Here is a 10,788-nt window from a genome sequence, read left to right on the forward strand (position 1 = left end):
AAACTGAACCCGATTCATCGTCGCCATAATCTTCTCCCGCCTGCGCCACCGCGCACGCATATGCAAGGTTGGACACGTAACGGCGACCAAAGTTCAGTTATGCTGAAGATCAGCGCTAATCACCAAAAGCAATCAGAATTCAACATATACAAACGGGATGTTCTCAAAGAATCCACCATTGAAAGAGTGCAGATCGAAAAAGAATCCAGAGACGTTAAAGGGCTCGCGAAGCTTAACGGAGGAATGCAAGTAATCGCCGCTGTCAAAGAATTGGTGGAAGTGAGTAAGGATTTTAGTGTCGAAGGTCGATGGAAGCCCACTCAAGATCTACGTGCCGACATTACCGGAAGATTGCAGCCAGGCGAGAGTTTACATGTCAAGGTCGGGCAGCAAGATGGGAACGGCAAGTTTGAATCTATCAGCATCACTCATGCTAATAAACCTCGACTGGAAGAACGAAAGTCGGTCACTCAGACCGATATTTTTCAAAAAACAATGGATGACGCTGCGGGTACCGCTCCCCATCGTGCAGATCCGCCCACTGAATTTGTTGTTGAGCGACCTGCCCGGGACGGTGACAGGTGCGCTCCGGGCAACTTGGATGGAAGGCCGGGGGGATTCGTACGAAGCGATAGCGCATATCGTGCTATCGAAAATGAATTGATGACACGCCATGGCAGCGTGCGTGCGGTGGAGCCGCAAAGCGATCGAAATTGAAACGGTCGAGTTGCTACATGTTCGATGATCAGCGCAAATCGTAGCGATTGCGCAGCGCTTGCAGGGCGCCGTTTTTCTCCAGCCGCGCGATGGCGGCATTGATGCGCGCCAGGTCGTCGTCGGTGGTGCTGGCGCGGCTGAGCATCAGATGCACCGGCGCCTGCTGCAGCACAAAGGGCAACTGGCGCAGCACCAGCTTCTGGCGCTGCGCTTCGTACATGATGGCGGCGCGGTCGCCCATGATCAGTTGCGCGCGTCCGGCGCCCAGCATGCGCATGCCCTGCTCGAAGGCGCCGAATTCGAACAGGCGTCCGGCGGCGCGCAGGCCTGGCGCGGCGTGCGCGAATTGCGGCCCGTACCAGCCGACGCGCGGCGCCAGCACGGCCGCCTGTCCGCGCGCAACGGCCGCCATGCTGGTCACGCCGGCGTAGCGCGCATAGTCGCGCGCCAGCACGAACAGCGCCACTGTCTCATGCCGGTAGGGGGCGGAAAAGCGCGCGAAACGGCGCCGCTCCGGCGTGTCGGTGGCGGCCAGCATCAGGTCGAAGTCGCCACGCTCGAACAGCAGCATGCGCCGCACCGTCGGCAGCGGCGGGGCGGTGACCAGGGTGCAGCCGGCTTCCTTGAGGATGGCCTTGGCCATGTCCATATCGAGGCCGGTCTGGAGGTTTTCTTCGTTGGTGAAGGAGTAGGGCGGCCACTCCTCGCTGACCATGTTCAGCGGGCGGCTGCAGGCGGCGGCGTGCGTGCATGCCGACAGCGCTGCGGCGGCCAGCAGGCCCTTTACAGTGCGCGCAGGCGCCATAGCGATGTCAGTTCGGCGGCGCGCGCGGCGTGCAGCGGGTCGGCGGCGTCAGACGCGCGCGGATGGGTGGGACGCACGTCGTGGCGTTCGATGACGTCAAGCCCGCCGTCCGCGATCAGCGCGAGCAACTGCTCGCGCGGGCGCAGGCCGAGGTGCTCGGCCAGGTCGGACAAGATCAGCCAGCCCTCGCCGCCGGGCGCCAAGTGCGCCGCCAGGCCATTGAGGAAACCCTTGAGCATGCGGCTGTCCGGGTCGTACACCGCGTACTCGATCGACGAACTGGGGCGCCCCGGCAGCCAAGGCGGATTGCACACCACCAGCTTGGCGCGCCCTTCCGGGAACAGGTCGGCCTGCACCACATCGACCGTGCCGGCCAGGCCGAGGCGCTGCAGGTTTTCGCGCGCGCAGGACAGCGCCCGCGCATCCATGTCGGTCGCCACCACGCGCTCCACGCCGCGCCGCGCCAGCAGGGCCGCCAGCACGCCGGTGCCGGTGCCGATGTCGAACGCCAGCGCGCACCCGTCCGGCAGCGGCGCCTCGGCCACCAAGGTCACGTACTCGCCGCGGATGGGCGAAAACACGCCGTAGTGCGGGTGGATGCGTGCCTCCAGCGCGGCAATCTCGACTCCGTTCTTGCGCCACTCGTGGGCGCCGATCAGGCCAAGCAGCTCGCGCATCGACGCCACGAAAGCTTCGTCGCCGCGCCCGTAGGCTTCGTTGCAGGCTTGCTTGACATCCGGCGCGCGCCGCAGCGGCACGCTGTAGTCGGCCTCGAACGGCAGCAGCAGCATGGCCAGGGTGCGGGCCCGCTGCGACTGCGCCTGACGGTGCAGGTGGAAGGCGTCGGCCGGCGAGGCGGGCGTCTTGGGCGCCTTGGCGCGCCCGCCTTTGTGGTCGGCGCGGCGCGCCAGCGCTTGCAGCAGCTGGCGCGCGTTGTGGAAGTCGCCGCGCCAGAGCAGGGCGGTGCCTTCGCAGGCGAGGCGGTAGGCCACGTCGGCCGGGGTTTTGTCGTCGGCGATGACGACCTTTTTGGGCGGCGGCATGCCGCTCTCGGAGCGCCAGCGCGCGCTGCGCGGCTGGCCCTCTTCGGTCCAGTGGATGCGCGCCGGGGCGTCGGCAGTGTGTTCAGCTTGCATGGGGGCGATCGGTCAGTGGTGCGAAAACGGAAAACGGCAAGCGCCCCGTGCGGGGCACGAGGCGTCGATATCACTATTATACGTGGGCCTGTGGCCTGGTCAGGCGCGCGCCAGCATGCTCGCGCCCGCCGGCGCGCTGCCGTAGGCGCTGGCCAATGCCTTGCTGCGCTCCGGTAGCGGCGCGTCCGGCTGGTCGGCGCGCGGGCGCGGGGCCAGCAGGGCGGCGCGGTCGACCAGGCGCAACAGGCGCAGGCTGAGTTCACCGCCGCCTTCGCCGGACGGGCCATTCACGTTGGCCTGCAATTCGCGTCCGAGCAGCTTGAACAGGTCGTCCAGGCTGCCGGGAAACTTCACCGGCGGCAGCGGTTTGCCGGTCAGTACCAGCACATCGGGTGAATCGAGCAGGGCCGGGCGATTGGCCGATGCGGTGCCCGCCGCCGGGTCGGCGCGCGCTGCGCCGGCCAGGCTGGCACTGGCTTCGTAATTGACTTCCAGCTCGAAATCGAAGGTCTGGCCGTCGTTTGTCAGCAACTGGCCGGTGCCGATGAAGCTGGCGGACTCGTTCAGGGAAAAGGCGCTGCTGCGCACGCTGCCGTCTTGCTTGGCGGCGCTTGACAACGCCGACTGCGCCTGCACCGCCACGGCGTCGAACCTGACCGTGGCGCCCTTGGCCGCGTCGCCGAACAACTTGCCCACAAAGGTATCGAGAAACTTCTGCGCCACCTCGACGGTGGAGCTGGCCAGCGCGCCGACCCGGTTCATCATGCCCTGTGGCGACAAGCTGACGTTATCGTTATACAGCGACACCGGATCGACCACCGGCAAACGCGGGGCGACATTGCCGCTGGCCGGCGTCAGTTGCGCGCCCACGTTCCGGCCGCCACCCTGCGCGACGGCAGGAGGGACAGTGGAAACGGGCGCGCGGGCGCTCAGGGCGGACAAAAAAGACATGGCGGTCAGACAATAAAAACGTTGTGTTACTGACCATAACGGCCGCCATGCCGATTACTTTAGTTATTTTTCTATTATTTTTTTATTGCCTTGAGGCATCTCAATCAATGGTGATGGGACCATTGCCCTTCTGGCGAAGCGAGATAGGATTGAACTGCGTCCTTGCTTCCTGTCGCATGGCGTTTGATTTCCCCGCAGGCGCACACACCCTGATAGGGCTGGATGTGGGAACAGGCGGACACTTTCTGCAGGAAGACTTTGACAGGTTTCTCGCACTTGACGCATTTAAAGGTCAGCACGCGGGCGGGTTTTGACATGGGAAAGATCCGGACGTAAAACGCGCATTTTATCATCGGGGTGCGCATAAGCAGTCAACTGCTGGCCTGGCACAGCGTTAACGGAGCAGGCCCCTGGGCGAACTGATCGAGACAGGAAGCAACATGAACACCGACAAGCAACCAAGCAAGGAAAGCGTGCGCCAGTGGCTGCGCATGCAAATCGCCCAGCGCCGCCCGCCACCGGACGCGCAGGAAATCCGGCGCGAGCTGGGATGGGAGCGGAGCAAGGTGCAGTTGGCGAAAGCAAAACGATAGGGAGCTCGAAAAACCTACTGCGCAGCGCAATTTTCGCCCTGCGATGCTCACCGTACCTTCGTACGGCTGCGCTTCTCTGACGAAACTTGCGCCGCTCGCTACGGTTTTTCGAGGCCCCCGCTAGCTGCTTGAAAACAAACCGGGCGCTCTATTGCACCGTCACGGTACTGGTGCCGCCGCCGCCCGGCTGCACCAGGATGCGCGTTGCAATGCGTTCCGTCATCTCTTGCACATGCGAGATCACGCCGACCTTGCGGCCCATCGACTGCAAGCCGTCCAGCGCATCCATCGCCACCCGCAGCGTGTCGCTGTCGAGGCTGCCGAAGCCCTCGTCGATGAACAACGACTCGACCCGCACCCGGTTCGACGATAGCGACGCCAGTCCCAGCGCCAGCGCCAGCGACACCAAAAACGATTCGCCGCCCGAGAGCGAATTGACCGAGCGCACCTCGCCGCCCATGTCCTGGTCGCGCACCATCAGCCCGAGCGACGGCCCGGCTGCGTTGACCACCCGTTCGAGGCGATAACGCTTGGCCAGGTGATGCAGGTGGCTGTTGGCGTACCCGAGCAGCACATCGAGCGTGAACTGCTGCGCGTAGTTGCGGAATTTCTTGCCGTCGGCCGAGCCGATCAACTCGTTCATCTTGCCCCAGCGCCGCTCGCGCAACTGCTGCTCCTCGATCTGCGCCATGACCGCCTGCGCCTGCGCGCGCCGCAGGTCGTCCTGGGCGACCTGCAAACGCAGCGCGGCGGCGTCGCCGGCGGCCGCGTTGCGCTCGTCGACCAGCTCGGCCAGGGTGTGCGCCAGCAAGGCCTCGGTGGCGGCCGGATCGTCGCCATGCCGCTCCTGCCGCTCATGCTGTTCGTGCAGTTCGCGCTGGGCGCGGCGTTCGGCCAGCACCGCCGCCGCGTTGGCGCTGCGCTCGTCGAGCCCCTGCAAGGCGGCGCGCTCCTGCAGGATGACGCCGGCGTCCTCCGCCAGCAGTTCGGCCAGGCGCGCGCCATCGGCCACGCTCTCCAACGCCGGATGGCGTTCGCCGTAGGTGGCCAGCCACTGCGCCAGCCGCTCGCTCACCTGCTGCCTGCCGGTCTGCGAGGCGGTGAGCCGGGCGCCAAGCTGCAGCAGGGCGTCGCGCGCGCGCGTTTCGGCTTGCGCCGCTTGCTGGGCGGCGCTTTGCCGCTGCGCCAGCGCGGCGCGGGCCGCGTCGACGGCGCCGGCCAGCTGCGCCTCGATCTCGCGCACCGGCTGCCCGCCCCACAGCGCGGCGCGCTGCGCATGCATGGCCTGGACCTCGGCGTCGATCCGCGCAAAGTCGGCGTGGGCGCCGGCACTGGCCTGGCGTGTACGTTCCAGGTCGCCGGCCGCCGCCAGATTGGCCGCTTCCAGCGTCAGGATCGTTGCGGCGCGGCTGGCGTGCTGCGCCGATTGCGTGCGCCATTGCTGCGCTTCGGCGGCGCGCGCGTCGCGAAACGCCGCCGCATCGCGCCGCCATGCGCTGGTCCCGTCGCCGCTGAAGGCGGGGCTGAGTTCTTCCAGCAGCTGCGCCAGGGCGCTTGCCGCGCGGGCGCGCTTGTCCGCCAGCGCCGCGTGCTGGGCGCTGGCCTGGGCCAGGGCGGTGCGCCCGGCGCTTGCGGCTTCCTGCAGGCGCGCGTGGGCGCTGTTGGCCGTATCGCAGGCGCGCTGCGCGGCGTCGCGCGCGCTGGCGGCCGCGCGCGCGGCCCGTTCGCGTTCGTCGAGCTGCTGCGAGCGCGTCTTGAGCGCGGCCGCTTCGCTGGCGAACCACGCGCCGCGTGCGGTTTCTTCGGGCGCGACGTCGGCCAAGGCGTGCTCGTTCCATGCCGCGTGAGCGTCCGCCAGGGTGGCGTCGAGCAGCTCGTGTTCGCGCACGCTGGCGTCGAGCTGGGCGCCGGCGGCCGCGGCGAGTGCGCGTTCGCTGGCCTGGGCCGACAGGTTCTCTTGCAGCGCGGCGCGGCACGCGGCCACTTCCGCGCGCAGGCTGCCGAGCATGGCGCGCAGGCCCGCATCCTGGTGCTGGTACGGGTGCTCGGCGCTGCCGCACACGGGGCAGGGCTGGCCGTCATCGAGGTTGGCGCGCAGGTCGACGACGCTGTCGGCGCACGCCAGCTCGGCGATCTTGAGTGAGCGCTCGGCCTGGGCCAGTGCCGCGTCGAGCGCGCCGGCGGCGGCCGCGCGCGCGCCCAGCGCGGTGTCGGCGGCGGCAATCGCGCCGCGCGCCCGCGCCGCGTTGGCGGCGGCCTGGCGCAGGCGCTCGCGCGTCGCGTGTACGCCGGCCCAGATTTTCTCGGCGTCGACCAGGCTGTCGCGATGCCGGTCGAGCGCCGTGCGTTCGGCGCGCAACTGGTCGGCGTCGATGGCGTCGAGCGCGCTGATGGCTTGCTGGCGCGTGGTCTCCAACGCTTGCAGTTGCTGGGTCGATTGCGCCAGCGCTTCGGCGGCGCGCGCTTCGCTGTCGGTGGCGGCCAGCATGGCTTGCTGCGCCGCTTCCAGGCCGGCGGCGCTGGCGCTGTCCTGGGCAGCGGCCTGCGCGGCCTGGGCGAACAGCATGTCCCAGCGCGGCCACCCGGCGGCCAGTACTTCCCAGTCGCTTTGGCGCACCAGCCAGTCGGCGCCTTGCTGGTGCGCGCTGCGCAGCGCGGCCAGTTCGGCGCCTTGCGCTTGCAGCGCGGCGCCGGCCAGGGCGGCGTCGCGCGTGGCGTGCTCGCGCACCTGCGCCGCCTTGGCGTGCGACGGTTTGAGCGCCGCGATGCTGGCGTCGAACGCCTTGGCCTGGTCCAGCTGCGGGGCGCTGGCGCGCAGGGCCTGTTCCTTGTCCTGCAAGGCGGCGCTGGCGTCGGCGAAAGCGACGGTCGCGCCTTGCAGCGTGTCCTGGGCGCGTTGCAGCTCGCCGCCGCTGGCCGCCAGCGCTTGCTCGATGGCGGCGAGGTCGGCGTCGAGCCGGGCCTGTTCGGCCAGCAGCGCGCGCGCCGGTTGCAGCGCGTCCAGCGTGGCGAGGTGGCGCCGGCGCGCCTCGGCTTGGGTGGCGTCGGCGCGGGCGCTGGCCAGCGTTTCCTCGGCCAGCAGCTCGTTGCGGCGCAGGCGCGCGCGCTCCTGGTGCCAGCGCAGTTGATGCTCGAGCAGGGCCTTGCGCTGGTCCAGCGCCGCCAGGGCGATGTCGGCGGCGCCGCTGCGCTCGTCGATGCCGGCGCGCGCCTCGGCGGGCAGCGGGGCCTGGTCGGCCAGGCGCGCGGTGAGGTGTTCCAGTTCCTTTTGCTCGTTCCTGAAGCGCTCGAAAGCGCGCTTTGAAATGGCGCTGTAGATGGCGCTTCCGGTCAAGGTCTCGAGCAGCTCGCCGCGGTCGTTTTCCTCGGTCTTGAGGAAGGCGGAAAACTCGTTCTGCGCCAGCAGCACGGCGCGCGTGAACTGTTCGAACGAGAGCCCGATACATTTGGTAATCTCGTCGAGGACTTCGGTTTTTGTTCCACCGAGCGCGATCAGCTCCGGCAAGCGCTGAAGGCTCATGGCCGATGGCTGCAGGCCGCCGCCGGCCTTGCCGCGCGAGCGCCGCACGCTCCAGCGCGCGCGGTAGCGCAACTGGTCGTTCCCGACGAAATCGACTTCGGCATACGCCTCGCCCGCGCCGCGCCGCAGCAAGGTGCGCGGATCGTGGGCCGACACGGTGTCCTGGCCCACATCGGGCAGCACGCTGCCATTGCGCACGATCTTGAGCAGCCGTGGCGTGGCGTTGTACAAGGCCAGGCAGAGGGCGTCGAGCAGGGTGCTTTTGCCCGCGCCGGTGGGGCCGCTGATGGCGAACAGGCCGGCCGCAGCGAGCGGCTCCTGTTCGAAGTCGACGCAAAATTCGCCGGCCAGCGAAGCGAGGTTCCTGCCGCTGATCTTGAGGATTTTCATGCGTCGTCCCCGTGCGCGCCGGGCAGCATCAGTTCCGCAAACGCGCTGAGCTGGTCGGGCGGTGCCTCGTCGCCGAACTTCTGGCGGTACAGGCGGCGAAAAATATCGTCAGGCTGGATCTGCGCCAACTGCTCGAGCGAGAGTACCGTGCCCGCCTCGCCCGCGCCATTGTGCTTGCGGGTCGGTTCGATTTTCGCCAGGCGCACAGGTTTACCGGCGATGGCCGCTTCGACCCGGCCGCGCAGGCCCGGTTCGGGCGCGTCCAGCAACACCCGCACCTCCAGAAAGGGCTGGGCCGGCAGCGGCAAGTCTTCCAGCTCGAGCGCCGCGAGCGCGGCCAGGGCTTCTTCCAGGGGCGCCGGTTGGGCCGGCACGCGCAGCAGGTCGACCGCGCGCGGCACCAGCAGCGCGTCGACCTTGACGGCGCCGTCGATCAGGTCGACGCGCAAAACCTGGTGCTGGTAGGCCACTTCGGAGAACGACAGCGGCAGCGGACTGCCGCTGTAGCGCACCTGCTCCTTCTGGCCGACGCGCTGCGCCAGGTGCAGGTGGCCCAGCGCGGCATAGGCGATGGCCGGATCGAACATCGCCGCCGGCAGCGCTTCGGTGCCGCCGATGACGATGCGGCGCTCGGAGTCGAGCGAGGCCTGGCCGTCGACCATGTGACAGTGACCCATCGCGACGACCACCTGGCCGTCCTCGCAACGCGCTTTGGCCAGCGCGAACACCTGCTGGTAGAGCAGGGCGATGCCGTTCAGGTAGGGGTCGGGCGGCGGCGCTTCTGTCGCTGGCGCCACCGGCTCGGGCGGCGCCAGGCGCGGCACGTCGCCCGGGCGCAGGAAGGGCACGGCGATGCACCACGCCGCCACCGCGCCGGCCGCGTCGTGCAGCGGCACGATCAGGCGTTCGAGGTCGATCTCGCCGTCGCGCCGGCGCGCCACGTGGCCGACCACGGTGGTGCCGTAGGCTTCGAGCAGCGGCGCGGGCGCTTCCAGGCGGCCGGGCGAATCGTGGTTGCCGGCGATGATGACGATATCGAGCAAGGGCGCGCGGGTGCGGGCCTGCTGCAAGAAACGGTACAACTGCTTTTGCGATGCGGCGGACGGGTTGGCGGTGTCGAACACGTCTCCGGCGACCAGCAGCGCGTCGGGGCGCTCCAGCACGATGATGTCGAGCAGCCAGTCGAGAAAACACTGGTGCTCGTAGGTGCGGTCGTGATTGTGGAGAGTCTGGCCCAGATGCCAGTCGGAAGTGTGCAGCAGGCGCATAGGTTTGTTGAGGCGAGGAACAGGCGCTCAATATAACGCAATATGGCGGCGCACGACCGGCGCCGGCGCAGGCGGCGGCCAAGCCGGCGTTGCATGGCGCGGTGCGCACCATCTTCCTGGCAATACGGAAGATCATTCGCCCCTTGAAATAATTGGTAAAATTCAGTTAATTGACAGGCGAGCGGCATGCCCCCCCCTTGTTAGTGCGTCTCAGGTGGCCTTCGCCCCACGCAACTAATGGTGCGGCCGCCAGCAGCCCCGCGTCATGCAGCCGGCGGATTTGTGTTTTTGCGCCGTCATGGCGGGGGCGGCGGAACGACATTAATGACGCGTACAATGGTTTGCGTGTCAAGTTCATAGGGAACACGAATGTTTGAGCCGAAAAAATCCTCTGTATTCCGGGTGATGAGCAGTCGCTGCGTAACATTTCCGGTGGCTCGGATGATGGCGTCTGGTAGCGCCATCTTCGGCGGCCTGCGGATACTAGCGCCGCGAACTGCAGCTGCTTCGTGCATGATCGCTTCATTTGTGTGAATGACGTCGAATCGCAAACTGACCAAAAATGCATGCGCGCGCAACTGTGCCAGGAGCGGTGCGCCAGCAATCAGCTCCATCCATGAGATAGCGCTGATCGCAGGGTTGGCATAATAGTCCAGCTCTTGACGGGCTTCCGGAATACCCTTCAAAGCATCGACAAGAATGTTTGTGTCAAATAAGACTAACCCCATTCGTCCCTCATTGCCTTTTGAAATTGAAGACCCTCGGGTATATCATCGCGATCTTTCCAAATTCCAAACATCTCTTTGAGGACCGCAGTACGTCTCTCACGTATGCTTTTCAAGGCATCGTCAGATGACTCTGGTTTCTGCCCCGGAAGATGAACTTCCGGGGCAGAAACCAGTCCCGTTTCGAAGGGGGGGCTGTCGACGCGCAGGCGCAACTGCTCATGTTTACCCTCGCTCTCGATTTGGCAAGTGATCGCCATGCGAGCTTGCGGAACCGAATTGCTCGTCCCCGCCTCTGGCCGATAGGTATAGAGAATTTGATGGACCTTTCTGTCCTCAACAATTTTCCCTGTTGTATGCACGGTCGTCACGTAGCTCAGATGGAAATGCGTCGAGTAGGATGGCGGCGGGACCGTGCGGGCCGCCTGATCCCCGCTTTCATCCGGCGTCGCGCTTGCTGGAGAGGGCCGATCTGTGCCCCTCGCGGTATCGCCACTGCTTTGATTTTGTGAGCTCATGCGTTGTTCCCTCGGTTATCCATGCATGCCGCATCAGTCTAGTGTAGTGTTGCATTCTCAGTGCTTCGTATTGAAATATCGCGGATGAGGCGCTATTCTTGTGCATCAACCAGGAGAAAGCTAATGCGAATTGCGACGGAGATTGTGCTTACCCAGGACGAGCAA

Annotated in this window: 10 protein-coding genes; 2 read left to right on the forward strand and 8 right to left on the reverse strand. The window is 66.6% G+C overall.

Annotation, left to right across the window (positions count from 1 at the left end):
• Positions 1 to 717, forward strand: a 717-nt coding sequence (locus F1735_RS30745) for a hypothetical protein (protein WP_222853124.1), incomplete at its 5' end; no start/stop codon positions are given.
• A gap of 28 nt (positions 718 to 745) precedes the next feature.
• Here F1735_RS30745 and F1735_RS30750 read toward each other — a convergent pair.
• The 4 genes from F1735_RS30750 to F1735_RS36955 form a co-directional block, all read right to left on the reverse strand.
• Positions 746 to 1,522: a substrate-binding periplasmic protein gene (locus F1735_RS30750; RefSeq protein ID WP_167240461.1), complete on the reverse strand. Its 777-nt coding sequence runs from the start codon at positions 1,520 to 1,522 to the stop codon at positions 746 to 748.
• A complete protein-coding gene (locus F1735_RS30755; protein WP_167240462.1) occupies positions 1,501 to 2,658 on the reverse strand; it encodes a methyltransferase in 1,158 nt (385 codons plus the stop codon). Before F1735_RS30755 ends, F1735_RS30750 begins: the two co-directional genes overlap by 22 nt.
• Positions 2,659 to 2,757: 99 nt before the next feature.
• A complete protein-coding gene (locus F1735_RS30760) occupies positions 2,758 to 3,609 on the reverse strand; it encodes a hypothetical protein (RefSeq protein WP_167240463.1) in 852 nt (283 codons plus the stop codon).
• Between the two features lie 104 nt (positions 3,610 to 3,713).
• Positions 3,714 to 3,926 (reverse strand): hypothetical protein, encoded by a 213-nt coding sequence (locus tag F1735_RS36955; RefSeq protein WP_167232555.1) that lies wholly within the window; start codon positions 3,924 to 3,926, stop codon positions 3,714 to 3,716.
• A 123-nt stretch (positions 3,927 to 4,049) separates the two neighbouring features.
• On the opposite strand from F1735_RS36955, the gene F1735_RS30770 reads away from it, so the two are divergent.
• Entirely contained in the window at positions 4,050 to 4,202 is a 153-nt protein-coding gene (locus tag F1735_RS30770) for a hypothetical protein (RefSeq protein WP_167240465.1), read from the forward strand.
• A gap of 148 nt (positions 4,203 to 4,350) precedes the next feature.
• Here F1735_RS30770 and F1735_RS30775 read toward each other — a convergent pair whose 3' ends face one another.
• The 4 genes from F1735_RS30775 to F1735_RS30790 all read right to left on the reverse strand — a co-directional run bounded on the left by F1735_RS30775 (position 4,351) and on the right by F1735_RS30790 (position 10,623).
• Entirely contained in the window at positions 4,351 to 8,112 is a 3,762-nt protein-coding gene (locus tag F1735_RS30775; RefSeq protein ID WP_167240467.1) for an AAA family ATPase, read from the reverse strand.
• Positions 8,109 to 9,380: an exonuclease SbcCD subunit D C-terminal domain-containing protein gene (locus F1735_RS30780; protein ID WP_167240469.1), complete on the reverse strand. Its 1,272-nt coding sequence runs from the start codon at positions 9,378 to 9,380 to the stop codon at positions 8,109 to 8,111. Before F1735_RS30780 ends, F1735_RS30775 begins: the two co-directional genes overlap by 4 nt.
• Positions 9,381 to 9,676: 296 nt before the next feature.
• A complete protein-coding gene (locus tag F1735_RS30785) occupies positions 9,677 to 10,108 on the reverse strand; it encodes a PIN domain-containing protein (protein WP_167240471.1) in 432 nt (143 codons plus the stop codon).
• Positions 10,099 to 10,623 carry a hypothetical protein gene (locus tag F1735_RS30790; protein ID WP_167240473.1) on the reverse strand — a complete coding sequence of 175 codons (525 nt, stop codon included), beginning with the start codon at positions 10,621 to 10,623 and terminating at the stop codon, positions 10,099 to 10,101. The genes F1735_RS30785 and F1735_RS30790 overlap by 10 nt, the downstream gene beginning before the upstream one ends.
• Positions 10,624 to 10,788: the final 165 nt, after the last annotated feature.

Origin of the sequence: Massilia genomosp. 1 (assembly GCF_011682185.1) — a bacterium.
Classification (GTDB): domain Bacteria; phylum Pseudomonadota; class Gammaproteobacteria; order Burkholderiales; family Burkholderiaceae_D; genus Telluria_A; species Telluria_A rubra.

Bases quoted from the DNA above. Each gene is read 5' to 3' on its own strand.
- F1735_RS30750 (WP_167240461.1), bottom strand. From the start codon at position 1,522: ATGGCGCCTGCGCGCACTGTAAAGGGCCTGCTGGCCGCCGCAGCGCTG.
- F1735_RS30755 (WP_167240462.1), bottom strand. From the start codon at position 2,658: ATGCAAGCTGAACACACTGCCGACGCCCCGGCGCGCATCCACTGGACC.
- F1735_RS30760 (WP_167240463.1), bottom strand. From the start codon at position 3,609: ATGTCTTTTTTGTCCGCCCTGAGCGCCCGCGCGCCCGTTTCCACTGTC.
- F1735_RS36955 (WP_167232555.1), bottom strand. From the start codon at position 3,926: ATGTCAAAACCCGCCCGCGTGCTGACCTTTAAATGCGTCAAGTGCGAG.
- F1735_RS30770 (WP_167240465.1), top strand. From the start codon at position 4,050: ATGAACACCGACAAGCAACCAAGCAAGGAAAGCGTGCGCCAGTGGCTG.
- F1735_RS30775 (WP_167240467.1), bottom strand. From the start codon at position 8,112: ATGAAAATCCTCAAGATCAGCGGCAGGAACCTCGCTTCGCTGGCCGGC.
- F1735_RS30780 (WP_167240469.1), bottom strand. From the start codon at position 9,380: ATGCGCCTGCTGCACACTTCCGACTGGCATCTGGGCCAGACTCTCCAC.
- F1735_RS30785 (WP_167240471.1), bottom strand. From the start codon at position 10,108: ATGGGGTTAGTCTTATTTGACACAAACATTCTTGTCGATGCTTTGAAG.
- F1735_RS30790 (WP_167240473.1), bottom strand. From the start codon at position 10,623: ATGAGCTCACAAAATCAAAGCAGTGGCGATACCGCGAGGGGCACAGAT.